Origin of the sequence: Kocuria sp. CPCC 205258 (genome assembly GCF_040981005.1) — a bacterium.
Lineage (GTDB): Bacteria > Actinomycetota > Actinomycetes > Actinomycetales > Micrococcaceae > Kocuria > Kocuria rosea.
Genome location: NZ_JAVKPS010000001.1, coordinates 516,501 through 540,782, shown reverse-complemented (window position 1 = coordinate 540,782; position 24,282 = coordinate 516,501). Strand labels below are relative to the sequence as shown.

Here is a 24,282-nt window from a genome sequence, read left to right as displayed (position 1 = left end):
GCGTCCGGCGGGCTCAGCGGCCGAAGCTCCGCAGCCGCAGCGAGTTCAGCACCACGAACACGGAGCTGAAGGCCATGGCGGCACCCGCGATCACGGGGTTGAGCAGTCCCGCGGCGGCCACGGGGATGGCCACCGTGTTGTAGGCGAAGGCCCAGAACAGGTTCGACTTGATGATCGACAGGGTCCGGCGGGACAGGGCGATGGCCGTGGGCACCGACCCGACGTCGCTGCGCACCACCGTGATGTCCGCGGCCTCGATCGCCGCGTCCGTGCCGGCGCCCATCGCGATACCGAGGTCGGCCTGCGCCAGGGCTGCGGCGTCGTTGACCCCGTCGCCCACCATGGCGACCACGCGGCCGTCGTCCTGGAGGTCGCGGACCACCGCGACCTTGCCCTCCGGGCTGACGTCGGCGACGACGTCCTCGGCGGCGATGCCCGCCTCCGCGGCGACGGCCCGGGCCACGGGCTCGTTGTCGCCGGTCAGCAGCATGGGCCGCAGGCCCAGCTCTTTGAGCCGGGCGACCGCCTCGCGGGCGTCGTCCTTGACGGTGTCGCGCAGGTCGACGAAGCCGACGAGGGCCCCGTCGACGGCCACGAGGATCGTGGTGAACCCGCCCTCCTGGGCGCGGCGCAGCGCATCGAGCTGGGCGCCGTCCAGGCGCACGCCGTTCTCGGACAGCCACGTGGTGCGCCCGACCACCACCGAGCGGGAGTGCATCCCGTCCGCCACGTGCGCGCGGACGCCCCCGCCGGGGGCCGAGACGAACCCGGAGACCGGGAACCGGTGCGGGGTGGCCGCGGCCACCGCCCGCGCGATGGGGTGCTCGGAGTGCTGCTCCACGGTGGCCGCGAGGTCCAGCACCTGGTCCCGGGAGTACCCGGACACGGGCGTCACGGCCGCCACGGAGAGCTGCCCGCTCGTGACGGTGCCCGTCTTGTCCAGCACCACGGTGTCCACGGTGCGGGTGTCCTCGAGCACCTCGGCGCCCTTGATCAGGATGCCCAGCTGCGCGCCGCGCCCCGTGCCCGTGAGCAGGGCCGTGGGGGTGGCCAGGCCGAGGGCGCAGGGGCAGGCGATCACGAGCACGGAGACCGCGGCCACGAAGGACGCGTTCACGTCCCCGGTCAGCAGGAGCCAGCCGGCCAGCGTGGCGAGGGCGATCACCAGGACGACCGGGACGAAGACCCCGGAGATCCGGTCGGCCAGCCGGGCCACGGGGGCCTTGCTCGCCTGCGCCCGGGACACCATCCGGCCCATCTGGGCCAGGGTGGTGTCGGCGCCCACGCGGGTCGCCTCGACCAGCAGCCGGCCGTTGGTGTTGATCGTGGCCCCGGTGACGGTGTCGCCGACCTCCACCTCCACCGGGAGGGACTCGCCGGTGAGCAGGGACGTGTCCACGGCCGAGCGGCCGTCCACGACCACGCCGTCGGCGGCGATCTTCTCGCCGGGGCGCACGACGACCAGGTCCCCCGGGCGCAGCTGCTCCGCGGGCACGTTCGTCTCCACGCCGTCCCGCAGGACCACCGCGTCCTTCGCGCCGAGCTCCAGCAGCGCGCGCAGCGCCTCGCCGGAGCGGGCCTTCGCCCGGGCCTCCAGCCAGCGGCCCAGCAGCAGGAACGCGGTGACCAGGGCGCCGGTCTCGAAGTAGAGCTGGTGCCCGCTCATGTCCATCGCGTGGCCGAGCATCGCGCCGGCCGTCATGCCGGGTTCGCGCAGCAGGTTCCACAGCGAGAACAGGTACGCGGCGGACACGCCCAGGGACACGAGGGTGTCCATGGTGGAGGTCAGGTGCCGGGCGTTGACCGCCGCCGAGCGGTGGAACGGCCACGCGGCCCACGCCACGACCGGCAGGCTCAGGGCCGCGACCACCCAGCCCCAGTGCGGGAACTGGAAGCCGGGCAGCATCGAGATCACGAACACCGGGACGGAGAGCGCGGCCGCCACGAGGAGGCGCCGGCGCAGGGACTCGGGCGAGCGCAGCGAGGACGCCTCGCGCCCGGCGACCCGGGTCATGGCGTCGGAGCCGTCCGGGCCGCCGGCGTCGTCGCCCCCGGGCGCGTTCTTGAGGACGGCCCCGTACCCGGCCTTCTCGACCGTCTCGACGACCTGCTCGTCGCTCACGCCCGCGGGGACGTGGACGGTGGCGGTCTCGAGGGCGAGGTTGACGGAGGCGTCGACGCCGTCGAGCCTGCCCAGCTTCTTCTCGACCCGGCTGACGCACGAGGAGCACGTCATGCCCGTGATCTCGAGCTCGAGGGTGCGCAGGGGCCCGGCGACCTCGGTGGGGACGGGCGTGCGGGTCTCAGGCAACGGTGTACCCCGCTTCCTCGACGGCCTCCTCGATCTCGGCCGCCGGCAGCTCGCGGGTGGACGTCACGACCACGGGGGAGACCCCGCCGGCCACGAGGTCGACGTCGACGGACTCGACGCCCTCCAGCTCGGTGAGCTCCTCGGTGACGGACCTGACGCAGTGGCCGCAGGTCATTCCGGAGACGTTGACGATGGTCTGCACGATGGGCTCCTCGGGGTTTCGGTGGGGTGGTTCAGCGGGGTGGTTCAGCTCTTGAGCAGGCGCGCGATGGCCGCGGACGCCTCCTGGAGCTTGTCGTCGACGCTCGTGACGTCCCCGGACTCCTGGGCGGCCTCGACGGCGCCCACGACGCAGTGGCTCAGGTGCTCGTCCAGCAGGCCCAGGCTCACGGCCTTGAGGGCCGACTGGATCGCGGAGATCTGGGTGAGGACGTCGATGCAGTACTTGTCCTCCTCGACCATCCGGTGGATGCCCCGGACCTGGCCCTCGATGCGCCGCAGGCGCTTGAGGTACGCGTCCTTGTCCTGGGTGTACCCGTGCGGCGGGTTCTGGGTCATGGGTCCTCCTCGGTCGTCCTGCGGCCACTGTATACCCCTTGGGGGTATAGCTCAAGCGGCCGGTCCGCTGCGGCCCGGCGATGTGCCAATCTTGAGGCATGGCTTCACTGATCGAGGACTACGCCCTGCTCTCGAACATGCGCACGGGTCCGCTCGTCTCCCGCACCGGGTCCATCGACTGGCTGTGCGCGCCCCGATTCGACTCCCCCTCGGTCTTCGGCGCCCTGCTCGGGGAGCCCGACCACGGGCGGTGGCTGCTCGCCCCCGCGTGCACGGTCGCGGAGGGGGCCGACGGCGAGGTCCTCGACGAGGAGGACAGCGGCGCCCAGGTCGCCGAGCGGTTCTACGTGGAGAACACGTTCGTGCTGCAGACCGTGTGGGTCACCGACTCGGGGTCCGTGCGCGTGACCGACTTCCTCCCGCTGACCTCCCGCACGGACGTGGTCCGCCGCGTCGAGGGCCTCACCGGCGAGGTCGAGATGTACCACGAGCTGCGGGTGCGCTTCGGCTACGGCGCCGTGGTCCCCTGGGTCAGCCGCTTCGAGGGGGAGGAGGACCCCGGCGGCGGCGACCCCGCGCCCCCCATGCTCGTGGCCATGGCCGGCCCGGACGCCCTCGTCCTGCGCGGTGAGCCCCTCCCCGAGTCCACGGACGACGACGACGAGCGCCGCCACCGCGGGACCTTCACCGTCTCCGCCGGCCAGGCACGCGACTTCGTCCTCACGCACTTCCCGTCCCACCGCACGCCCCCGGCGCCGGTCGACGTCAACGAGCAGCTGACCCGGACCGTGGAGCTGTGGCAGGACTGGTCCGGGCTGTACTCCCCGCCGGCCGTCGGGGAGGACGAGCCGGTGCACATCGTCCCGGTCCGCGGCCACGCCGTGGCCCGGCGCTCGGACGTGGTCCGGCGCTCGCTGCTCGTGGTGCGGGCGCTGATGCACCAGGAGACGGGTGGGCTCGTGGCCGCCCCCACCACGTCCCTGCCGGACGTGGTGGGCGGGGAGCGCAACTGGGACCACCGCTTCGCCTGGCTGCGGGACGCCGCGATGGCCCTCGAGGTCATGCTCGACCACGACCACGACCGCGAGGCCGCCCAGCTGCGCAACTGGCTGCTGCGCGCCGTGGCGGGCGACCCGCACGACCTGCAGAACATCTACGGGGTCGCGGGGGAGCGCCGCGGGCGCGAGCACCAGCTCGACCTGCCCGGCTACGAGCGCTCGCGGCCGGTCCGCGAGGGCAACGGCGCCGCGGGCCAGCACCAGTCGGACGCCGTGGGGCACGTCATGGTGGTGTTCGAGAAGCTCCGCCGGCGCGGCGCCGTGGAGGACCACCTCTCCTGGCCCCTGCAGCAGGCGATGCTGCGCTCGGTCGTGGAGAACTACGAGGTCACGGACCAGGGCCTCTGGGAGATGCGCGGCGAACGGCAGTACTACACGCACTCGCGCGTGCTGATGTGGGCGGCGCTCCAGTGCGGCGTGGACGCCGTGCGCGTGCACGGCCTGCCCGGCGACGCGCAGCTGTGGGAGCAGCTGCGGGACGCGCTCGCGGAGGAGATCTGGACCAGCGGCTACGACCCCGAGGTCGGCTCCTTCGTGCAGTACTACGGGGCGAAGACCGTGGACGCCTCCCTGCTCCAGCTGCCGCAGGTGGGGTTCGTGGCCTACGACGACGAGCGGATGCTCGGCACCGTGCGGCGGATCGAGGAGGAGCTGCGGCACCCCAGCGGGCTCATCCACCGCTACCGCAACGTCCTGGGCCCGGTGGACCCCGAGGACCCCGACGCGTACGCCGGGGTCATCGGGGTGGACGGCTTCCCGGGCCAGGACAACCCGCACCTCGGCGCGTCCCTGTGGCTCGCCGCCCAGTACGCGCGCTCGGGCCGCCCGGACAGCGCCCGGAAGCTCGTGGACTCCGTGCTGTCCCGCGCCAACGACCTCGGGCTGCTCTCCACCGAGTGGTCGCCCGAGCAGCGGCGGATGACCGGCAACTTCCCGCAGACCTTCACCCACCTCGCCCTCGTCCAGGCCCTGGACGCCCTCGACGCCGCCCAGGGGCGCCGCGCCCCGGCGGCGCCGCACGAGAGCCCGGCCGAGACCCCGGATGCGGCCGGGGCGGGCACGGGCGGGTCGTCCGCCGTCGCCGGCGGCGCCTCGTGAGCCACGCGGCTCCCGTCGACTGGCGGTCCTCGCCGGCGGTCCGGATCGGGCTGTCCGTGTCCGCGGCCACCGGGCTGTACGGCATCTCCTTCGGCGCCCTGTCCGTGGCGGCGGGACTGACCTTCTGGCAGACCGTCGCCCTGTCCGCGCTCATGTTCACGGGCGGCTCCCAGTTCGCCTTCATCGGCGTGGTCTCGGGTGGAGGGGCCGGGGCCTCGGCACTGGGCGCCGCCACGCTGCTCGGGATCCGCAACGCCGTCTACGGGATGAGCATGAACGCCCTCGTCCGCCCGCGGGGCTGGCGCCGGCTCCTCGCCGCGCACGTGACCATCGACGAGTCCAACGCGGCCGCGTCCTCCCAGGTGCACCCCGTCGAGGAGCGGCGGGGCTTCTGGACCGCGGGCCTGGGCGTGTTCGTGCTCTGGAACCTGTTCACCGTGCTGGGCGCCCTGCTGGGCAACGCCCTCGGCGATCCCGCGCGGTGGGGCCTGGACGGCGCCGCGGTGGCCGCGTTCCTGGGCCTGCTGTGGCCGCGGCTGAGCGCCCGGGAGCCCGTGGCGGTCGCGGTGGTCTGCGGCCTCGTCACGGCCCTGACGGTCCCGGTGCTGCCGGCGGGCCTGCCGATCCTCGTGGCCGCCGTGGTCGCGGCGTTCCTGGGCCGCTCCCGCGGTCCCGGGCCGGCCCCGTCCGGCGCGGCGTCCGGCCCCGGCGCCGAGGGGACGGAGGCATGAGCATGTGGTTCTGGGTGCTCGGGGCGTGCGCGCTCGCCTACGCCTTGAAGCTCATCGGCTACCTCGTGCCGGACCGGGTGCTGGACGACCCGCGCGTCGGGCGCATGGCCGGCACCGTCACCGTGGGCCTGCTCGCCGCGCTCGTGGTCATGAACGCGTTCGGCTCCGGCCGGGAGCTGGTGCTGGACGCCCGGCTGGGCGCGCTGCTCGTGGCGGGGACGGCCCTGATGCTGCGGGCCCCGTTCCTGCTGGTGGTGGTGCTGGGGGCGGTCGCGGCGGCCGTGCTCCGGCTGCTCGGCGCGCCCTGACGCCTCGCCGCGGGGGCCCCGGCATCCGCCGCTGCACCCGACGCCGCCGGTGCGGCCGGCGTGACCACGCCTCCCGTCAGGCGACGCTCGGGAGGATGTTGTGGTTGAGCCGGAACAGGTTGCCCGGGTCGTAGCGGTTCTTCAGCTCGACGAGACGCCGGTGCGTCCGCTCCCCGTAGGCCTGCCGCGCGGTCTCGGGCGTGACGGGGCCGTGCTCGGCACCGAGGAAGTTCACGTAGAGGCCCGCGTCGGCGAACGGTTCCACGGCGGCGTGGGCCTTCCGGGCGAACGCGGTGAGGCGGGTGTCGTCGGCGGCGTCCGGCCAGTAGCCGTAGACGTTGAGCCAGTACCGCGCGGACCGGTTGGGGAAGGCGGTGGCGCCGGCGGGCACCCGCCCGAAGAACCCCTCCATGTGGTGGATGTCGATGCCCGTGCCGAACCAGGTGATCTCCGAGGCCGCGCCGAGCAGGGCGTCGACCACCTCGTCGTCGAGACGGGAGAACGAGGCGTTCTTCCAGTAGCCGCGGGCCCCCTTGGGGAAGAGCTCGTCCATGGCCGACTGCCACTCGGTCCACTGCACCGGGCCGACCTCCTCCTCGTCCGGCGGGGCCTCGGCCCGCAGCCGGTCGACCAGGCGCAGGCCCTCGGCGTGATCGGGCGACATCCAGGCGAAGCCGATGATCAGCCAGGGCTCGTCGCCCATCCCGAAACTCGGCGGGAACCGGAGGATCGAGACGATGCCGTTCATCTCGTCCGGCAGGTCGTCGGTCCAGCGGGCGAAGGCCTGCAGGGCCGTGCGCCAGTGCTCGCGCCCGTAGATCAGGTTCCCGCCCAGCACGGACGCGGGCAGCTCCCTGGCCCGGAACGTGAAGGAGGTCACGATGCCGAAGTTCCCCCCGCCGCCGCGGATGCCCCAGAACAGGTCCGGGTTGTGCTCCGCGTTGGCGCGCAGGTGCTCCCGGGTACCGGTGATCACCTCGGCGTCCACGAGGTTGTCGAGGCTCAGGCCGTTGCTGCGCGTCAGCCAGCCGACGCCGCCGCCCACGGTCAGGCCCGCGACCCCGGTGGCGCTCACCACGCCGAGGGGCACCGCGAGACCGTGCGGGACGGTCGCGCGGTCGACGTCGGCCAGGGTGGCGCCCGGCTCCACGGTCACGCGCCGGGTCTCCGGGTCCACCTCGACCCGCCGCAGCGCGCCGAGGTCCAGGACGAGCCCGCCCTCCACGGTGCCGTGGCCGGCCACGTTGTGCCCGCCGCCGCGGACCGCCAGCGGCAGGTCCGTGTGCTGCGCGGCGGCCAGCACCGGGTCGATGTCGGACACCGCGCCGGCCTGCACGACAGCGCGGGGCCGCACGTCGACCATGCCGTTCCAGACCCGTCTCGCCTCGTCGTAGAGCGGGTCGTCGGGCTCGACCAGCGTCCCTGTGAGATGGGTGCGCAGCTTCTCGAGCTCTCGGGCGATCTCCTGGTCGTGCTCCCCGCGGTCCACGGCATTCATGGGGCTGGCTTCCTGTGGGCGGGGCGCGCGCCCCCGGGCTGGTGCTCGTGCTCGACGGCGGTGCGCGGACCGTCGTCGGCGATGCCGGAAGGGTCACGGGCGGACTCGGAGCGGTCCGGGCGCTCGGCCCCGCCGGGGCTGGAGTTCCGGTGCGGGGGGATGCGGAACGGCGCACAGTGGCGCTGTCTCCAGAGTAGGAGCGTCCCCGGCCCGGCACAACGGTCCGCGCACAACGGTCCGGGCACGACGGTCCGGGCACGACGGTCCGGGCTCACCCGTCCGGGCACCGTTCGGCCGGGCGTGGGCCGGACGGGGCGGCCCGTGGACGCGGGGAACGTCCGATCCCGTGCTCAGGCGAGCGGCAGCACCGGGGGAATGATCCCGTCCTCGATGGCCCGCTTGTAGAGCTCGAGCTTGGTGCGGGCCGGCCGCTCCACCGCTGCGTACTTGCGGCGGATCCGCTTGAGGTGCTCCTCCACCGTGGACTCGGCGATCTCCAGCAGCGCGGCCACCTCCTGCTCCTGGAGTCCGTCCACGTAGAGCGCGAGCACCTGGCGCTCCCGGGCGGAGAGCTTCGCGGGAGCTTTGCTTGGCAGCTCGGCCAGAGCCGACTGGAGCACGTCGCTCACGAAGTGGCCCAGCTGCCGGGAGAGCCGCATGGTGCGGAAGACGGTCCGGATGGGCTCCCACTTCCCCACGGCGCCGGCCGCCCCGCAGGTGAAGGCGGAACGGACCCGGGCGAGGTCGTCCGGGGGCACCAGCACCACCACGGTGTGCTCCTGTGCGGTGAGATCCGTGACGTTCTGCACGAGGTTGCGGCCGTCCAGGGTGTTCAGGCTCAGCAGGACCACCATCTCCTCGGCCGGGTTCTCGGCCAGGAACTCCGGGACGCTGCCCGCCACCGCGCTCACGCGCACGCCGTGCTCGGGGTGCTCGACGGCCTCGCGCTGCATCGCGATGCGCGTCATGGGCTGGGGGCTGATCACGGCGGCGTTCAACATGGTGGGACTCCTCGACGTCTCCCGCTGTGAGGTGGGCGGGATCTCCGCGGCCGGGGGTCGCCGGTCCGCTCCGGCAACGGGAGGGCCGTGTCCTGCGGCGGGACCGGCGCCGAACGCCCATATGTCCTTTGTGGAATATAGGGCAGTGTGGCGGGGGCCGTCGGGGCAGGGGGTCCTCCGGGCGGGCGCCGCCGGCGGAGATGGTGCAGTGTGTTCCTCCACAGTGGCGGACCCGCCCGCGCGCGGGCAAGGCGATTCCGTGCGGACCTGCAACTTCGCACACCGCACGCCGCCCGACGGGCCGTGCCGGGGGCCGGCGGTGAGATGTCTCCTCCTGCTCGCGCGTGGCCGGGGCCGGGGCCAGGGCTGGTGGAAGCGGTGCGACTGGAAGAATGGGGGAGCCCGCACCGGTCGAGGAAAGGTCCGTACCGTCATGCACATCGACGTTCTCCCGGGATCGGGCGGGCAGGGACTCCGGCCGGGAGCGGCTCGCGAACTCCACGGACTCCTCGAGGAGCTCTCCCTGCGCGGCCTCGCCCCCCGGCTCCTCGATCCGGGGGCGGATCCGGTGCTCTCGACCGCGGGGGAGGAGGGTCTCCGGGAGCACGGGCCCGCAGGCGGCGATCCCGCACCGCGGTCCGAGGCGGAGGCGCTCCTGCTGGCCGGCCTCGGGGCGGATGCTCCCGTGGGCGACACCGGGCTGCTCCTCTGGCTCGACCGGGCGAGGGCCGCTGCGGCGGCGGGCCGACCGGTCGTCGTCACCGGCCTGGCCCTCGACCCCGATGCCGTCCCGGAGGAGGCCGTGCGCCGGCTCCTCCCGGTCGCCTCCCTCGTGGGGCTGCGGGACGAGACGTCCCTGGCGGTGGCCCGCCGGCTGTGCCCCGAGCACCCCGGCCTGCGCGTCGGCTGGGAGGACGCGCTCCTTCTCCCGCCTCCCGCCGCCCCGGCGCGACCGCTCGAGCAGGACGGGCCGACACGTCGCCCAGGAGAGCGGGGCGCCCCGGCCGGGCGGGAGCAGGAGGAGTGGGAGGGGCCGGCCGCGGAGTCGGAGGATCCGGACGGACGGGCCGAGCGGCAGGACGAGCTGGGCGGGTCGGCGGAGGAGCCGGGGGCGCCGGCGGGGCCGCCGCGGATCCTCGCCGCAGTGCGGCGGCCGGCCGGTCCCTTCCCGGCGGAGCGGCTCGCCCCGCTGCTCGCCGCCCTGCTGGACGCCCTGGTGCACCGGACGGGCGCAGCGGTCACGCTCCTGGCATGCGGCGGCGCCCCGGCCGACGAGGAGTTCGCGGCGGACGTGGCCGCGCTGCTGCCGGACGACGTCCACCGGGTGCGCGCAGATCCGGGAGAGGCCGGCACGGAGGCGCTCCGGGCGGACTGGGTCCTGACCACCTGCTCCCGCGGTGCGGCCCTCGGCCTCGCGGCGCGGGCCGTCGTCCTCCCGGTGGGCCCGGACAAATATTCCACGGACGACATGAACGGCGTGCTGAGCCGCTGGGGGCTGGAAGGTGCCGTCGTTCCCCTGGCGGCGCTGCTCACCCCCGGCGACGTGGCGTGGGACACCCGCGCGGCCGTCCAGCAGTGGGCGGCGGAGGCCGTGGAGCACCGGGGGGCGGTGCGCGCCGCGCTGGCGGACGCCGAGCCGGCGGTCCGGGAAGCGGCGGCCCGGTGGTGGGACGACGTGGCCGGGGCGCTCCGCGGGCAGGAGGCCCGGCCCGCGGTGGGAACGGTGGCGGCGCCGCGCGGGGTCGGTGCCCCGGTGGTGCGTGCCCTCCGCCGCCGGTACACCGTTCCCGCGGTGCCGTCCGAGCGGCCCACCGTCGCGGTCCTGCTGCGGCACCACGACGCCCCGGCGCGCCTGGGCCGGGCCGTCGACGACCTCCTGGCGCAGACGTTCACCGACTGGCGACTGGTCCTCGTGGACGACGGCGGGGACCCCGCCGAGGTGGACGCGGTCCTGGCGCCGCGCCGGGACGAGCTCGCGGGGCGCACGACGGTCCTCCACCACCGCAGGGCCTTCGGTGCCGCGGCGGCCGCCAACCGTGGGCTGCGGGCAGGGGAGTCTGAGCTCGTCGTCCTGCACGACGGCTCGGAGCCCTGGCCGCCCGAGCTCCTGCAGCGGGGCGTCGCCCACCTCGAGGATCCCCTCGTGACCGACGACGGGGTCGTGGTGCGGACCGGGGCTCCGGCCGGGACCGGCCAGGACGTCCCAACCGGTCGGCCGGGACGGGATCTCGTGCGGACTGACCGGGAGGCACTCACACTCACCGACGTGCTGGACGGCGACCGCACCGCGGTCGACGCGCCGTTCCTGTACCGGCGCGCGGTGCACGGGGTGCTGGGCGACTACGACGAGACCATCGGCGCCGCGGAGCGCTGGGAGTTCGTGCTCCGCTTCCTGGAGACGTTCACCGCGGGTCTGCTCCCCGCGCGCCCGACCGCCCAGCGGGACCGGACCGACCGGCTCGCCGCGGCGCGGGGCGAGGCGGCGGTGCGCGAGCGCCACCTCAGGCAGTGGAGCGCGGAGCACGGGATCGGCCTGCCGCTCTACCTGAGGCGGGCGGCGGCGGAGGAGGCCGGCGCCCTGCACCGGAGGCTGGACGCCGCCGAGGAGCTCGCGCACGAGCTCCTAGACCTGGTCCGCGCCCAGACCCGGCAGATCGAACGGCTCGAGCAGGCCGTGGCGGAGAAGGGCTTCCTCGCCTTCTGGCGGCGCGCGTGGCGGTCGCTGCGCGGAGGATGAGGGGCCCCGCTCCGGCCCGATCCGGCGCGGCCGGTCGGCAGGCTGCTTTCCAGTTCTCTCGTCCGTGTGACATGCTTCACCCTTGGGCGCCGGGCCGGGACGTGTTGATTCCGTCCCGGACGCGCCCTTCGCGCAGTGTCCGCACCAGATGAGGAGTCGGGGCATGGGATGGCTTGATCGGCAGCATTCGGTGGCACCACCGGGATTCAACCGTTGGCTCATACCGCCGGCCGCCCTCGCGGTGCACCTGTGCATCGGTCAGGCCTACGCCACCAGCGTGTACAAGAACGCGCTGGTGGCGCACTTCGACGCGAGCCTGACCCAGATCGGCATCATCTTCTCCATCGCCATCGTCATGCTGGGCCTGTCCGCCGCCGTCTTCGGCACGTGGGTGGACACCGGCGGGCCGCGCAGGGCCATGTTCACCGCGGCGCTGCTGTGGTCCGGGGGGTTCCTGGTCGGCGCGCTCGGCATCTTCACCGAGCAGCTCTGGCTCGTCTACCTGGGCTACGGGGTCATCGGCGGCATCGGCCTGGGCATCGGCTACATCTCGCCCGTCTCCACGCTGATCAAGTGGTTCCCCGACCGCCCCGGCCTCGCCACGGGCATGGCGATCATGGGCTTCGGCGGCGGCGCGCTGATCGCCAGTCCGCTCTCCGCGGCGCTGCTCAACTTCTACGACCCGAACTCCGGCACCGAGGGCTGGGTGGCGAGCGGGGACGCCGTCGGCAAGCTGTTCCTGACCCTCGCGGTCGTCTACCTCGCCTACATGCTCTTCGGCGCGTTCACGATCAAGGTTCCGGCGGAGGACTGGAAGCCCGAGGGGTTCGAGCCCTCGAAGGTCGAGTCGAAGGCCCTCGTCACGAAGAACCACGTCTCGGCCCGCAACGCGATCCGCACCCGGCAGTTCTGGCTGGTGTGGATCGTGCTGTTCTGCAACGTGACCGCCGGCATCGGCATCCTCGAGCAGGCCGCCCCCATGATCCAGGACTTCTTCCGCCAGGCGGACGGCGCCTCCCTCGTGACGGCGGCCGTGGCCGGCGGCTTCGTGGGCCTCCTGTCCATCGGCAACATGGGCGGGCGCTTCGTGTGGTCCACCACCTCGGACGTCCTGGGCCGCAAGCGCATCTACATGGTCTACCTCGGTGTCGGGGCGGTCCTCTACACCGTGCTGGCGCTGTTCGGCTCGACCTCCACGCTGCTGTTCGTGCTGCTGGCCTTCGTCATCATCTCGTTCTACGGCGGCGGCTTCGCCACGGTGCCGGCCTATCTGCGGGACCTCTTCGGGACCTTCCAGGTGGGGGCCATCCACGGCCGCCTGCTCACAGCCTGGGCCGCCGCGGGCATCGCCGGGCCCCTCATCGTCAACGCGTTCCTCGACGCCCAGGGCACCCCCGGGGAGCTCACTGCGCAGGCGTACCAGCCGGCGCTGCTGACCATGGTCGGCCTGCTGGTCGTCGGCTTCGTCGCCAACCTCCTGGTCAAGCCCGTGGACGCCAAGTACCACGAGCCCGAGCGCCGGACCGCGGCGTCCGGCACCGAGGCCTCCGGGAAGGCCGGCACCGAGTCCTCGCGCACGTCCGACACCGATCTCTCCCCGAAGGAGGCATGACATGAGCCGTGCACGACTGGCACTGGGCTGGGTCCTCGTCGGGGTCCCGCTCGCCTACGGAGTGACGATGACCCTCACGCGGGTGACCGCGCTGTTCGTCTGACCGGCGGACAGGACACGGGCGGGCCGCGGTCCGAAGCTCCCCGACAGCCTGCGCCGACCGGTCCACGACGTGCTGACCGACCGTCCCGGGATGCCCGGGTCGTCCGCCGCAACAGGCGCCGCAGCACGTCACTGAGCGCCGCCGGGCCGCGGCAACCCCAGGTGCCCGCGCAGCGTGGACGAGGTGTACCGGGTGCGGAAGAGTCCGCGACGCTGGAGGACGGGGACCACGTGGTCCACGAAGTCGTCGAGGGAGTCCGGCAGCCGGGGCGGCATGAGGTTGAAGCCGTCGGCCGCGCCCGAGATGAACCAGCGCTCCATCCGGTCCGCGACGGCCTCCGGGGTGCCGACCACCGTGCAGTGCCCGCCCCCGGCGGCCAGCCGGCCCAGCAGCTGCCGCACCGTGGGCCGCTCGACCGCCACGATCCGCAGGATCGTGGCGTACCGGCCCTGCGGCCCGGTGAAACCCTCGAGCGGCGGCAGCTCCGGGACCGGGGCGTCCAGCTCCCAGGCGCTGCAGTCCTGCTGGACGAACGCGGACAGCTGGGCCAGGGACTGCTCCGAGGGCAGCAGGGCGTCCACCTCCGCCTGCTTGGCCCGGGCCTCCTCCTCCGTGGAGCCCACGTAGGTGACCAGGCCCGGCATGACGGCCACGCCCTCCGGGTCCCGTCCGGCCGCGGCGACGCGCCGCCTCAGATCGGCGCGGTACTCCCGCGCGCTCTCGAGGTCGTAGGCCACGGCGTAGACCCCTTCGGCGTGCCGGGCGGCCAGGTCCCGGCCCGGCCCGGAGGCGCCCGCCTGGAACAGGACCGGACGCCCCTGGGGCGGGCGCGGCACGGTCAGCGGGCCGTCCACGCGGAAGTGCTCGCCGGCGTGGTCGATCCGGCGCACCCGCTCGGGGTCGGCGTGCAGGCCCTGCCGGTCGCCGACCAGGGCGTCGTCGGACCACGAGTCCCACAGCCGATGGGTCACGTCGATGAACTCTGCCGCCCGCGCGTAGCGCTGGGCGTGCGGTGGCATTCCCGGGAGGCCGTGGTTGCGCGCCTCGGCGTCGAACATGGAGGTGACCACGTTCCAGCCGGCCCGCCCGCGGCTGATGTGGTCGAGCGAGGCCAGCAGGCGGGCGGCGTGGAACGGCGTCCAGAGGGTCGTCGAGACCGTGCTGACCAGCCCGATCCGCTCCGTGGCCCGCGCCATCGCGGACAGGGCCGTGAGCGGTTCGAGGAACCACCGGGGTCCGTCCGCCACGTCGCCGGCGCTGTGCCCGTCGGCGAAGAACACGGCGTCGAGGAGGCCCCGCTCGGCGGTGCGGGCGAGGCGCTCCCAGTGGGCGATGTCCCCGAGCCGCTCCAGCGGGGAGTCCGGGTGCCGCCACGCCGCCTGGTGGTGGCCCGCGCCGAAGAGGAAGGCGTTGAGGTGCAGCTGTCGCGGCGCGGTCACGGCGGCCCCCATCAGTTGAGGACCAGCCCGCCGTCGACCACCAGGTTCTGCCCCGTGACCGAGCGCGCCCACGGCGAGGCGAAGAACAGCAGGGCGTCGGCGAACTCGGCCGGTGTGGTGACCCGGCCCAGGGGCGTGGCGGAGGCGATGTGGTCGAAGATTTCGTCCGGGGTGGCGGCGCTCGCGTCGGTGGTGCGCAGCAGACCTCCGGAGACCATGTTGACCGTGACGTCGTACGCGCCGAGGTCCTTGGCGAGGGTGCGGGTCAGGGACAGCAGCGCGGCCTTCGCCGCCGTGTAGTCGTGGTACGGGACCACGGGGTTCTGGAACAGGTTGGTGCCGACGTTGACGACCCGGCCGAAACCCCGCTCCCGCATGCCGGGCAGGGCCTGCTGCACGGTGTTGAGCGCCCCGCGGACGCTGCCGGAGAACTGGGCGTGGAACTCCTCCCAGCGGATGTCCTCCGCGGAGGAGCGGGCGTCGCCGTTGAAGGAGAAGTCCGCCAGCGCGTTGTTGACCACGGTGGTGACGGGGGAGCCGAAGTGCTCCCGGGCCGCGCGGAGCATGTCTGCGACCTGCTGCGCGTCGGTGACGTCGGCAGCCAGCGCCACCGCCCGCTCGTGGCCGTACCGGTCGACGAGCTCCTCCGCGGCCGTCCGGGACGCGCGGTAGTTGACCACGACCCTCGCGTCCTGGGCGGCGAAGGCCTCGACGACGCTGCGGCCCAGCCCTCGTGCTCCGCCGGTGACGAGGACGATCTGTTCTGCGATCTGCATGGGTCTCCCCGGGGTCAGGGCGAGGAGACGCGGGCCGGCCACGGCCGGTCCCGGCAGGACATCCCTTCGCCAGTCCTAACTGGATCAGGTTCGACGGGTGTCATCTCAGCCGGCTCGTCGTGCGGCGCCGGCACCCCGTGTCACTGCGGACGAGTATAAGCACCGGCCCCGCAGCCCGGCCCGTTCTTCGCGCGGCGGCGGGTCACACCGGGCCGCGGTCGTCCCGGGGGGCGTCGTCGTCGGACTGCCCGGCGTGCCCGAGGAAGCCGCGCAGCAGCGCGGCCGTGCCCTCCAGGTGCGCGAGGGAAGCGGCCCGGGCGGCGGGGGCGTCGCCCGCCAGGACGGCGTCGGTGAGCTCGCGGTGCTGGCGGTCGGAGTGCTCGAGGTTGACCGGCAGGACGGGGATCCGGTCCAGCAGGTCGCTGGCCCGCGAGCGCACCTCCGCGACGGCGCGGACCAGGCTGGGACAGCCGCCCAGCTCGGCCACCGCGATGTGGAAGCGCGCGTCGGCGGGGCGGTAGTCCTCCGGGGTGCTCTCCTCGACCTGCCGCAGGCACGCGAGCAGGTGCTCCCGGGCGGCCGCGCTGAGGGACGCCGCCGCGGCCAGCTCCGCCGCGGCGGGCTCGACCACCGCGCGGAACACCAGCACGTCCTCGACGTCCGCGGGGTCCACCGGGGGGAGGGCCTCGTCCGGCAGGGCGGTGCGGCCGGTCACGAAGGTCCCGCCGTACCGGCCCCGCACCACCTCCAGGACCCCGGCGACCTGGAGCTCGTGCAGGGCTTCCCGGAGCGTGGCGCGGGAGATGCCGAGCATCGCCGCGGTCTCCCGCTCGGGCGGGAGCCGCTCGCCCCGGCGGAACAGGCCGAGCCGGATCGAGTCGAGGATCCGCTCCACGGCCTCCTCGAAGGCATTGCCCTGGCGCACGGGCCGGATGCGGGGGTGCTGGACGGGATCGCTCACGGTGGCGCTCCTCCCTGCGGTGCGACGTGCGCCCATGGTGTCACGGTCCCCGGGGACCGCCTCCGGCGGGACCCCGCCCACCGCGCGCGCCGGCCGGGGCCACGAGCAGCAGCGGCGCGCCGCCCGGTCCGGACGGCGCGCCGCTCCCTCCGGCCGGGACGGCCGGCCGAGGTCCTAGTGGGTGAGATCCATGGCGACCACGCCCACCGCGATGATCAGGGCGGCCGAGACGAGGAAGCCCGCCGTGATGGCGATGAAGGCCCAGGAGCGGGCGCGGCCGGGGCGGTCAGGGGCTGAGGAGCTGGTCTGGTTCATGCCCACCATTCTGCGGCATGCGGGGGGCCGGCTCCACCGCGACGCGGTCCCGGGCGCCGCTCGGCGACCACCCGACCGCGCGCCGCGGGGTCTTGACGAGGCAGGGGGCAACCCACAGACTGTGACCACTCGCGCCAAACGTCTGTTTTCAGACCTTTGTGGAATCCCGGAGGGATCGTCCCATGCCCGACTCCCCAGCACAGCCCGCCCGCACCGACGAGTACTTCCAGCACCGCCAGCTCCGCTCCGGGGCCGCGGGGTGGGTCCTGCTCGCGGGCCTGGGCATCGCCTACGTCATCTCGGGGGACTTCTCCGGATGGAACATCGGGCTCTCCGAGGGCGGGTGGGGCGGGCTGCTCATCGCCTTCGTGCTCATGGGCCTCATGTACACCTGCATGGTCTTCGGCCTCGCCGAGCTCTCCTCCACGCTCCCCACGGCCGGCGCCGGCTACGGGTTCGCCCGCCGGGCCCTCGGCCCCCTCGGCGGCTTCGCCACCGGGATGGCCGTGCTCATCGAGTACGCCGTGGCCCCGGCGGCGATCGCCACGTTCATCGGCGGCTACATCGAGGCGCTCGGCCTGTTCGGGATCACAAACTCCTGGCCCGTGTACCTCGTGACCTACCTGGTGTTCATGGGCATCCACATGTACGGGGTGGGCGAGGCGCTCAAGCTGATGTTCGGGATCACCGTGGTTGCGGTCCTCGCGCTGGGGGTGACCGTCGTCGCGCTCGTGCCGCACTTCGACGCCGCCAACCTCTTCGACATCGTCCCGAACGACGCCGTGGGGGCGAGCTCGTTCCTGCCCATGGGCTACGCGGGGGCGATGGCCGCCCTGGTCTACGGGATCTGGTTCTTCCTGGCGATCGAGGGCGTGCCGCTGGCCGCCGAGGAGACCGCCGACCCCCGCCGGGACATGCCGCGCGGGATCATCGTGGCCATGGCCTTCCTACTGGTCTCCGGCGCGCTCATGCTGGTCCTGGTGCCCGGGGCGGCCGGGTCGGAGGCGATGAGCACCTCGGACAACCCGCTGCCGGAGGCCATCCGCACGGTTGCCGGGGCGGACAGCGTCATGGCGGACATCGTCAACTACGCGGGCCTGGCCGGGCTGGTCGCGAGCTTCTTCTCCATCATGTTCGCCTACTCCCGGCAGCTGTTCGCGCTCTCCCGGGCGGGGTACCTGCCCCGCTTCCTCTCGCTGACCGGCAAGCGCAGGACCCCGTGGGTCGCCCTCATCGTGCCCGGCACCGTGGGCTTCGTGCTCGCGGCCGTGACCGGCGACGGCGGACTGCTCATCAACATCGCGGTCTTCGGCGCCACCGTCTCCTACGTGCTGCTGAACCTCTCCCACATCGTGCTGCGGCTGCGCGAGCCGGACCTCCCGCGCGGCTACCGCACCCCGGGCGGCGTGGTCACCACCGGCATCGCCCTGGTGCTGGCGCTCGTGGCCGTGGTCGCCACGTTCCTGGTCGACGTGCTCGCCGCGTCCATCACGGCCCTCGTGTTCGTCGTCTTCCTCGCCTACTACTGGTTCTACAGCCGCCACCGCCTCGTGGGCCACGCCCCCGAGGAGGAGTTCGCGCAGATCCGCACCGCCGAGGCGGACCTGCACTGACCCCGTCCCGCCCGACTCCCCGCCCAGCGACCCCAGCACCCCAGCGATCCCAGCGATCCCAGCGACGAAGGACCGGACCCATGACCCAGACTCCTCAGCACCCGCGCAACGACCGGATGCTCACCGTCGAGCAGCTGCGGCAGCACGTGGCCGACGGGCTCGTGGACACCGTGGTCCTGGCCTTCACCGACATGCAGGGCCGGCTCCAGGGCAAGCTCAACCACGCGCAGTTCTTCCTCGACTCGGTGCTCGACGAGGGCGCCGAGGGCTGCAACTACCTGCTGGCCGTGGACACGGAGATGAACACCGTGGGCGGGTACTCGATCAGCAGCTGGTCCTCGGGCTACGGGGACATGGAGTTCGCCATGGACCTCGACACGATCCGGCTCATGCCGCACAACCCCGGCCAGGTCCTCATCCAGTGCGACCTCACCGGCCACGGCGGGCAGCCCATCCCGATGTCCCCGCGGTCCATGCTGCGCCGCCAGCTCGACCGCGCCCGGGACATGGGCTTCACCATGGTCACCGGCACCGAGCTCGAGTTCTGCGTCTACAACACGAGCTACGAGGACGCCTGGGACGCCGGCTACCGGAACCTGGTCCCGGCCAACCAGTACAACGTGGACTACTCCGTGCTGGGCTCCCAGCGGGTCGAGCCGCTGCTGCGGGAGATCCGCAACGCCATGTACGCGGCCGGGCTGACCGTGGAGTCCGCGAAGGGCGAGTGCAACCTGGGCCAGCACGAGATCGCGTTCCGCTACGACGAGGGCATGGTCACCGCGGACAACCACGTGGTCTACAAGCTGGCCTCGAAGCAGATCGCCCACCAGCAGGGGAAGTCCATCACCTTCATGGCCAAGCCCAACGAGCGCGAGGGCAGCTCCTGCCACATCCACATGTCCCTGCGCGGACCGGACGGCGAACTGGTCTTCTGGGACCGCGAGCGGAACGCCCGGTCCCGCACCTACGAGCACTTCATCGCCGGGGTGCTGCGGACCATGCGCGAGTTCACGCTGTTCTACGCCCCCACCATCAACTCGTACAAGCGCTTCGTCGAGGGCAGCTTCGCCCCCACCTCGGTGGCCTGGGGCGTGGACAACCGGTCCTGCGCCGTGCGCCTCGTGGGCAGCGGGCAGTCCGCCCGGATGGAGAACCGGCTCCCCGGCGGGGACGTGAACCCGTACCTGGCGCTGGCCGCGATGCTCGCCTCCGGGCTGCACGGCGTGGAGCAGGAGCTCGAGCTGGAGCCGATGACCGAGGGCAACGCCTACGAGTCCGACGCCCCCGTGGTGCCCTCGACCATGCGCGAGGCCCGGGACCTGCTGGCCGGCTCGGAGCTCGCACGCGAGCTGTTCGGCGAGGACGTCGTCGAGCACTACGTGCACTACGCCGACGTGGAGCTGGCGGCCTTCGAGGCCGCCGTCACCGACTGGGAGCTGCGCCGTGGCTTCGAGCGCCTCTGAGCCGGGCGGGCCCGGGTACCGGCCGCGGATCGCCCTGACCACCTACTACCAGGAGGGCTCCTGGGGGGTCTGGAACTCCGTGGCGGCGATCGTCCCGGGCGCCTACGTGGAGGCCGTCGCGGCGGCCGGGGGCACGCCCCTGCTGCTGCCCCCGGTGGGCACGGACCCGGGGGTGCTCGAGCTCGTGGACGGGCTGGTCGTCATCGGCGGCGTGGACGTGGACCCGCGGTTCTACGGCGCCGAGCGGCACGAGCTGACCTCGTCCCAGCCCTCCCGCGACGAGCACGACCTCGCCCTGACCCGGGCGGCCCTGGAGCGCGGGGTGCCCCTGTTCGCGATCTGCCGCGGCGCCCAGATCCTCAACGTGGCGCTCGGCGGCACGCTGATCCAGCACCTGCCGGACGTCAACGCGAACGCCGCGCGCTACCAGCCCGGACCGGGCCGGTACGGCGAGGTCGAGTTCGCCACCGAGCCGGGCAGCCGCTGCCGCGAGCTGCTGGGCGAGACGGCGTGGTCCCCGTGCTACCACCACCAGGCCCTGGAGACGGTGGCCGAGGGCCTGGTGGTGACCGCCCGCGCCGAGGACGGGACGGTCGAGGCCGTGGAGACCACCGAGGGCGGCTGGACGCTCGGCGTGCAGTTCCACCCCGAGGAGAACCGGAAGGACTCCCGGCTCTTCGAGGGATTCGTCCGCGTGGCCCACGGCTACGCGCAGGACCGCGCCCGGCAGCACAGCGCCCGGCACGACAGCCCCGGGGGGACCGGCCGGGCAGAGCACGCTCCACAGCGAGAGGACACCCGCATCCCATGAGCACCACGCAGATCATCGACCCCGCCACGGAGGAGGTCGTCGGCACCGTCGAGCTGACCTCCCTGGAGCAGACGGACGCGGCGATCGAACGGGCCCGGCGGGCCTTCGAGACCTGGCGGACCGTCGCCCCCGCCGACCGCGCCCGGCTGCTGCGCCGCTTCGCCGACGCGGTGGACGCCGACGTCGAGCACCTCGCGGCCCTGGAGGTCCGCAACGCGGGGCACACCATCGGCAACGCCCGCTGGGAGGCGGGCAACGTCCGGGACGTGCTGACCTACTACTCCGGGGCGCCCGAGCGGCTCTCGGGGCGGCAGATCCCCGTCCAGGGCGGGGTCAACCTCACCTTCCACGAGCCCCTGGGCGTGGTGGGCGTGATCGTGCCCTGGAACTTCCCCATGCCGATCGCCGCGTGGGGCTTCGCCCCGGCGCTCGCCGCCGGCAACACGGTGGTGCTCAAACCGGCCGAGCTCACCCCGCTGACCGCGATCCGGCTCGGGGAGCTGGCGCTGGAGGCGGGGCTGCCCGAGGGTGTGCTCACCGTGCTGCCGGGCAGGGGCTCGGTGGTGGGGGAGCGCTTCGTGACCCACCCCGCCGTGCGCAAGGTCGTGTTCACCGGCTCCACCGAGGTGGGCCGGCGGATCATGGCCGGCTGCGCGGAGCAGGTCAAGCGCCTGACCCTCGAGCTGGGCGGGAAGAACTCCAACATCGTCTTCGCGGACGCCGACCTGGAGCAGGCCGCCGCGTCCGCCCCCGCCGGCGCCCTCGACAACGCGGGCCAGGACTGCTGCGCCCGCTCCCGCGTGCTGGTCCAGCGCTCCGTGCTGGAGAGGTTCCTGGAGCTGCTGGAGCCCGCCGTGCGGGACTTCGCCTGCGGGGACCCGTGGGACGAGGGCACGCGGATGGGCCCCCTGGTCTCCGCCGCGCACCGGGACTCCGTGGCCGGCTTCCTCGCCGACGACGACGCCCGGGTCGCCTTCCGCGGGACCGCCCCCGAGGGCCCCGGCTGGTGGTTCCCGCCGACCGTGCTCACCCCGTCCCCGGACTCCCGGGTGTTCCGGGAGGAGATCTTCGGCCCCGTGCTCGCCGTGGTGCCGTTCGAGGACGAGGCGGACGCCGTCCGGATCGCCAACGACACCGAGTACGGGCTCTCCGGGTCGATCTGGACCCGGGACGTCGGCCGCGCGCTGCGGGTTTCCCGCGCCGTCGACGCCGGGAACCTCTCCGTCAACTCGCACGCCTCGGTGCGCTACTGGACGCCCTTCGGCGGCTTCAAGCAGTCCGGCTTCGGCCGGGAGCTGGGCCCGGACGCCCCGCAGGCGTTCACCGAGACCAAGAACGTGTTCCTCGCCACCGGCTGACGCCGCCGCTCCACCACTCGTCCCGTCCCGGGGGACCCCCACCACCGAACCCCCACCACCGAAGGAGGACCCATGGAGGTCAACGCCCGCCGTCTGGTCGGCCGCAGCGCCGTCATCACGGGAGGGGGCAGCGGCATCGGTCTCGCCGCGGCACGCCGCCTCGCCGCCGAGGGCGCGCACGTCGTCGTCGCGGACCTGAACCCCGCGGCCGGGGAGGCGGCCGCCGAGGAGGTCGGGGGGATGTTCGTGCGCACCGACGTGGCGGACGAGGCCGACGTGGTCGCGCTCTACGCGGCGACCTACGAGGCCTACGGGTCGGTGGACGTCGCCTTCAACAACGCCGGGATCAACCCGACCGACGACGGCTCGATCCTGGACACCGGGATCGACGCGTGGCGGAGGGTGCAGGAGGTCAACCTCACCAGCGTCTTCCACTGCTGCAAGCACGCCATCCCGTACATGCGCGAGCAGGGCAGGGGGTCGATCATCAACACCGCGTCCTTCGTGGCCGTCATGGGCGCGGCCACCTCGCAGATCTCCTACAGCGCCTCGAAGGGCGGCGTGCTCTCGATGAGCCGGGAGCTGGGCGTGCAGTTCGCGCGGGAGGGGATCCGGGTCAACGCGCTGTGCCCGGGCCCGGTCAACACGCCGCTGCTGCAGGAGCTGTTCGCCGCGGACCCCGAGCAGGCCCAGCGCCGGCTCGTGCACGTGCCGGCCGGGCGGTTCGCGGAGCCGGAGGAGATCGCCGCGGCGGTCGCCTTCCTGGCCAGCGACGACGCCTCGTTCGTCAACGCCGCCACGTTCCTGGTGGACGGGGGGATCGCCGGGGCCTACGTCACCCCGGTGTGACCCCGCCGTGACGTGGTCAGCCGGGCTCCCCGCGGTCAGTCGGCGGGGGCGGCAGGGCGGTTCACGGGTTCCTCGCCGTAGAGGGCGGCGACCTCCTCGGAGCCGAGCCACCCGCTGAAGGTGGGCGACTGCGGCCAGCCCTCGGGGGAGTCCTGCCACTCCTCCTGGCGCCCCCAGGGCAGCAGGTCGATGAGCGGGAAGGTGTGGCTGATCTGTTCGACACCGCGGCCGCTGCTGTGCCAGGTGCGGTGGACCGTGTCCCCGTCTCGGAAGAACACGTTCAGGGCGAAGCCGCCGCCCGGAGGAGCCCCGACGTCGGCGCCGAACGGGCTGCCGGCGGTGGAGTACCAGGTCATGCGGTTGCCGACGCGGCGGCGGTAGGCGAGGGCCTTGTCGATCGGGCCCTGGGTGACGACCACGAACCGGGCGTCGTAGTTGTCGAGGAAGTCCAGGCGGGTGAACTGCGAGGTGAAGCTCGTGCACCCTCCGCACTGCCAGGTCTCGCCGGGGAACCACATGTGGTGGTAGGTGATGAGCTGCCGCCTCCCGTCGAAGACGTCGACGAGCCGCACCGGCCCGTCCTCGCCCTCCAGCGTGTAGTCCGGCAGCTCCACCATGGGCAGCCGGCGGCGCTGCGCCGCGATCGCGTCCAGCTCCCGGGTGGCGGTCTTCTCCCGGACGCGCAGCGCGTCGAGCTCCCGCTGCCAGGTCTCCTGGTCGACGACACGGGGCCGTCCTGTGCTGGTCATGGCAGATCCTCCTCGGTCCGGCCTCAGGCCGGCTGGTGGGCGGCGTGGATGACCCCGGACCCGAACGACCGCGCGTCGAGCATCTCGACCGCGCCGTCGAGAGTGACGTTCTCGGTGATGACCAGGGTCCGCATGCCGGGACTCCTCCGTCCGTGTCCAGAGGGTGCGCCGTCGTCCCACGACATCGTGGACCAGTAGAGTGTGTACACCGTACACATCGATGGAAAGAGAGGTCAAGGGTGCCGCGCACACGGGATTCCTACCACCACGGCGACCTCCGCAGGGCCCTGGTGGACGCCGGCCTCACCACGACGCGGGTGCGGGGGGCGGCGGCCCTGGGGCTGCGCGACGTCACCCGGCAGGTGGGGGTCTCGCCGAACGCCGCGTACCGGCACTTCGCCGACCGGCAGGCCCTCCTGGCGGCGGTCGCGCACGAGATCCAGGACCGGATGGCCGAGCGGATGCGGGCGCGGATGCCCGTGGCGGGGGACCTCGATCCGCAGGACCGGGCGCGGCTCCGGCTGCGCGGGGTGGGGCTCGGCTACATCGCCTTCGCCGTGGCCGAGCCGGGGTGGTTCGCGACGGCCTTCTTCGGGCCGGGCGGCGGGCCGGGCGACGTGTTCCACGACCCCCGCGACCGCCTGCCGCCGCCGTTCGCGCTGCTGGTGGAGGCGCTCGACGACATGGTCGAGGCAGGCGCGCTCTCGTGCGAGCGGCGGGACGGCGCGGAATGGGCCTGCTGGAGCGCCGTGCACGGCTTCGCGGAGCTCGTGGTCCACGGCCCCCTGCGCGGGCAGAGCCCCGAGCGGATCGACCGGTGGGCGGAGCGGGTCGTGGACGACATCATCACCGGGATCGCCTGACGCGCCGGGCCCGTGCCGCGGGGCCTGCGCCGCTCGCGCGACCGCGGGGAGCCCGGGCGGCTCCCCGCGG

Annotated in this window: 21 protein-coding genes and 1 riboswitch; of the genes, 11 read left to right on the top strand and 10 right to left on the bottom strand. The window is 73.7% G+C overall.

The window, feature by feature from the left end; all coding sequences use genetic code 11:
* Positions 1-13: 13 nt before the first annotated feature.
* The 3 genes from RF644_RS02495 to RF644_RS02485 form a co-directional block, all read right to left on the bottom strand.
* Positions 14-2,236, bottom strand: a complete 2,223-nt coding sequence (locus tag RF644_RS02495; RefSeq protein WP_368795365.1) for a heavy metal translocating P-type ATPase — start codon at positions 2,234-2,236, stop codon at positions 14-16.
* Between the two features lie 67 nt (positions 2,237-2,303).
* On the bottom strand, positions 2,304-2,513 hold the full coding sequence (locus RF644_RS02490) for a heavy-metal-associated domain-containing protein (protein WP_368795229.1): 210 nt from the start codon (positions 2,511-2,513) through the stop codon (positions 2,304-2,306).
* A gap of 44 nt (positions 2,514-2,557) precedes the next feature.
* On the bottom strand, positions 2,558-2,869 hold the full coding sequence (locus tag RF644_RS02485) for a metal-sensitive transcriptional regulator (RefSeq protein WP_368795228.1): 312 nt from the start codon (positions 2,867-2,869) through the stop codon (positions 2,558-2,560).
* A gap of 98 nt (positions 2,870-2,967) precedes the next feature.
* On the opposite strand from RF644_RS02485, the gene RF644_RS02480 reads away from it, so the two are divergent.
* The 3 genes from RF644_RS02480 to RF644_RS02470 are packed head-to-tail and all read left to right on the top strand — an operon-like array spanning position 2,968 to position 6,064.
* Positions 2,968-5,025 (top strand): glycoside hydrolase family 15 protein, encoded by a 2,058-nt coding sequence (locus RF644_RS02480; RefSeq protein ID WP_368795227.1) that lies wholly within the window; start codon positions 2,968-2,970, stop codon positions 5,023-5,025.
* Positions 5,022-5,756, top strand: a complete 735-nt coding sequence (locus RF644_RS02475; protein WP_368795226.1) for an AzlC family ABC transporter permease — start codon at positions 5,022-5,024, stop codon at positions 5,754-5,756. The genes RF644_RS02480 and RF644_RS02475 overlap by 4 nt, the downstream gene beginning before the upstream one ends.
* Positions 5,753-6,064 carry an AzlD domain-containing protein gene (locus tag RF644_RS02470; RefSeq protein ID WP_176337286.1) on the top strand — a complete coding sequence of 104 codons (312 nt, stop codon included), beginning with the start codon at positions 5,753-5,755 and terminating at the stop codon, positions 6,062-6,064. Before RF644_RS02475 ends, RF644_RS02470 begins: the two co-directional genes overlap by 4 nt.
* A 76-nt stretch (positions 6,065-6,140) precedes the next feature.
* On the opposite strand, the gene RF644_RS02465 is transcribed toward RF644_RS02470, so the two are convergent.
* Positions 6,141-7,562: an FAD-binding oxidoreductase gene (locus RF644_RS02465; RefSeq protein WP_368795225.1), complete on the bottom strand. Its 1,422-nt coding sequence runs from the start codon at positions 7,560-7,562 to the stop codon at positions 6,141-6,143.
* Positions 7,563-7,912: 350 nt separating this feature from the next.
* Positions 7,913-8,563, bottom strand: coding sequence for a LuxR C-terminal-related transcriptional regulator (locus tag RF644_RS02460; RefSeq protein ID WP_176475253.1), 651 nt, complete (start codon positions 8,561-8,563; stop codon positions 7,913-7,915).
* Positions 8,564-8,996: 433 nt separating this feature from the next.
* Between RF644_RS02460 and RF644_RS02455 the strand changes: the two genes are divergently transcribed.
* Positions 8,997-11,300, top strand: coding sequence for a glycosyltransferase (locus RF644_RS02455; protein ID WP_368795224.1), 2,304 nt, complete (start codon positions 8,997-8,999; stop codon positions 11,298-11,300).
* Positions 11,301-11,463: 163 nt separating this feature from the next.
* Positions 11,464-12,912, top strand: coding sequence for an OFA family MFS transporter (locus RF644_RS02450; RefSeq protein WP_368795223.1), 1,449 nt, complete (start codon positions 11,464-11,466; stop codon positions 12,910-12,912).
* Between the two features lie 231 nt (positions 12,913-13,143).
* Here RF644_RS02450 and RF644_RS02445 read toward each other — a convergent pair whose 3' ends face one another.
* The 4 genes from RF644_RS02445 to RF644_RS02430 form a co-directional block, all read right to left on the bottom strand.
* The gene (locus RF644_RS02445; protein ID WP_368795222.1) at positions 13,144-14,466 is read right to left on the bottom strand and encodes an LLM class flavin-dependent oxidoreductase; all 1,323 of its coding nucleotides are present in this window, start codon (positions 14,464-14,466) and stop codon (positions 13,144-13,146) included.
* Positions 14,466-15,230: a 3-oxoacyl-ACP reductase gene (locus tag RF644_RS02440; RefSeq protein ID WP_368795221.1), complete on the bottom strand. Its 765-nt coding sequence runs from the start codon at positions 15,228-15,230 to the stop codon at positions 14,466-14,468. The genes RF644_RS02445 and RF644_RS02440 overlap by 1 nt, the downstream gene beginning before the upstream one ends.
* 44 nt (positions 15,231-15,274) lie before the next feature.
* Positions 15,275-15,378: riboswitch (TPP riboswitch) on the bottom strand.
* Positions 15,379-15,432: 54 nt separating this feature from the next.
* Positions 15,433-16,191 (bottom strand): FadR/GntR family transcriptional regulator, encoded by a 759-nt coding sequence (locus tag RF644_RS02435; RefSeq protein WP_368795220.1) that lies wholly within the window; start codon positions 16,189-16,191, stop codon positions 15,433-15,435.
* A gap of 174 nt (positions 16,192-16,365) precedes the next feature.
* Entirely contained in the window at positions 16,366-16,506 is a 141-nt protein-coding gene (locus RF644_RS02430; RefSeq protein WP_368795219.1) for a hypothetical protein, read from the bottom strand.
* 182 nt (positions 16,507-16,688) lie between these two features.
* On the opposite strand from RF644_RS02430, the gene eat reads away from it, so the two are divergent.
* The 5 genes from eat to RF644_RS02405 all read left to right on the top strand — a co-directional run bounded on the left by eat (position 16,689) and on the right by RF644_RS02405 (position 22,600).
* Positions 16,689-18,119 carry an ethanolamine permease gene (gene eat / locus RF644_RS02425; protein WP_368795218.1) on the top strand — a complete coding sequence of 477 codons (1,431 nt, stop codon included), beginning with the start codon at positions 16,689-16,691 and terminating at the stop codon, positions 18,117-18,119.
* A gap of 80 nt (positions 18,120-18,199) precedes the next feature.
* The gene (locus RF644_RS02420; protein ID WP_035925425.1) at positions 18,200-19,582 is read left to right on the top strand and encodes a glutamine synthetase family protein; all 1,383 of its coding nucleotides are present in this window, start codon (positions 18,200-18,202) and stop codon (positions 19,580-19,582) included.
* Positions 19,563-20,393 (top strand): gamma-glutamyl-gamma-aminobutyrate hydrolase family protein, encoded by an 831-nt coding sequence (locus RF644_RS02415; RefSeq protein WP_368795217.1) that lies wholly within the window; start codon positions 19,563-19,565, stop codon positions 20,391-20,393. Before RF644_RS02420 ends, RF644_RS02415 begins: the two co-directional genes overlap by 20 nt.
* Positions 20,390-21,751 carry an aldehyde dehydrogenase gene (locus RF644_RS02410; RefSeq protein WP_368795216.1) on the top strand — a complete coding sequence of 454 codons (1,362 nt, stop codon included), beginning with the start codon at positions 20,390-20,392 and terminating at the stop codon, positions 21,749-21,751. Before RF644_RS02415 ends, RF644_RS02410 begins: the two co-directional genes overlap by 4 nt.
* 72 nt (positions 21,752-21,823) lie before the next feature.
* Complete coding sequence (locus RF644_RS02405; RefSeq protein ID WP_368795215.1) at positions 21,824-22,600, top strand: 3-oxoacyl-ACP reductase; 777 nt, start codon at positions 21,824-21,826, stop codon at positions 22,598-22,600.
* Between the two features lie 35 nt (positions 22,601-22,635).
* Here RF644_RS02405 and RF644_RS02400 read toward each other — a convergent pair whose 3' ends face one another.
* On the bottom strand, positions 22,636-23,349 hold the full coding sequence (locus tag RF644_RS02400) for a DUF899 domain-containing protein (RefSeq protein WP_368795214.1): 714 nt from the start codon (positions 23,347-23,349) through the stop codon (positions 22,636-22,638).
* A 239-nt stretch (positions 23,350-23,588) separates the two neighbouring features.
* Between RF644_RS02400 and RF644_RS02395 the strand changes: the two genes are divergently transcribed.
* Positions 23,589-24,212, top strand: coding sequence for a TetR/AcrR family transcriptional regulator (locus RF644_RS02395; protein ID WP_368795213.1), 624 nt, complete (start codon positions 23,589-23,591; stop codon positions 24,210-24,212).
* Positions 24,213-24,282: the final 70 nt, after the last annotated feature.

Excerpts from the sequence above, each read along its gene's own strand:
- eat (WP_368795218.1), top strand. The coding sequence starts at position 16,689 with ATGCCCGACTCCCCAGCACAGCCCGCCCGCACCGACGAGTACTTCCAG.
- RF644_RS02410 (WP_368795216.1), top strand. The coding sequence starts at position 20,390 with ATGAGCACCACGCAGATCATCGACCCCGCCACGGAGGAGGTCGTCGGC.
- RF644_RS02420 (WP_035925425.1), top strand. The coding sequence starts at position 18,200 with ATGACCCAGACTCCTCAGCACCCGCGCAACGACCGGATGCTCACCGTC.
- RF644_RS02465 (WP_368795225.1), bottom strand. The coding sequence starts at position 7,562 with ATGAATGCCGTGGACCGCGGGGAGCACGACCAGGAGATCGCCCGAGAG.
- RF644_RS02485 (WP_368795228.1), bottom strand. The coding sequence starts at position 2,869 with ATGACCCAGAACCCGCCGCACGGGTACACCCAGGACAAGGACGCGTAC.
- RF644_RS02470 (WP_176337286.1), top strand. The coding sequence starts at position 5,753 with ATGAGCATGTGGTTCTGGGTGCTCGGGGCGTGCGCGCTCGCCTACGCC.
- RF644_RS02440 (WP_368795221.1), bottom strand. The coding sequence starts at position 15,230 with ATGCAGATCGCAGAACAGATCGTCCTCGTCACCGGCGGAGCACGAGGG.
- RF644_RS02400 (WP_368795214.1), bottom strand. The coding sequence starts at position 23,349 with ATGACCAGCACAGGACGGCCCCGTGTCGTCGACCAGGAGACCTGGCAG.
- RF644_RS02460 (WP_176475253.1), bottom strand. The coding sequence starts at position 8,563 with ATGTTGAACGCCGCCGTGATCAGCCCCCAGCCCATGACGCGCATCGCG.
- RF644_RS02455 (WP_368795224.1), top strand. The coding sequence starts at position 8,997 with ATGCACATCGACGTTCTCCCGGGATCGGGCGGGCAGGGACTCCGGCCG.
- RF644_RS02495 (WP_368795365.1), bottom strand. The coding sequence starts at position 2,236 with ATGACGTGCTCCTCGTGCGTCAGCCGGGTCGAGAAGAAGCTGGGCAGG.
- RF644_RS02480 (WP_368795227.1), top strand. The coding sequence starts at position 2,968 with ATGGCTTCACTGATCGAGGACTACGCCCTGCTCTCGAACATGCGCACG.
- RF644_RS02430 (WP_368795219.1), bottom strand. The coding sequence starts at position 16,506 with ATGAACCAGACCAGCTCCTCAGCCCCTGACCGCCCCGGCCGCGCCCGC.
- RF644_RS02405 (WP_368795215.1), top strand. The coding sequence starts at position 21,824 with ATGGAGGTCAACGCCCGCCGTCTGGTCGGCCGCAGCGCCGTCATCACG.
- RF644_RS02450 (WP_368795223.1), top strand. The coding sequence starts at position 11,464 with ATGGGATGGCTTGATCGGCAGCATTCGGTGGCACCACCGGGATTCAAC.
- RF644_RS02445 (WP_368795222.1), bottom strand. The coding sequence starts at position 14,466 with ATGGGGGCCGCCGTGACCGCGCCGCGACAGCTGCACCTCAACGCCTTC.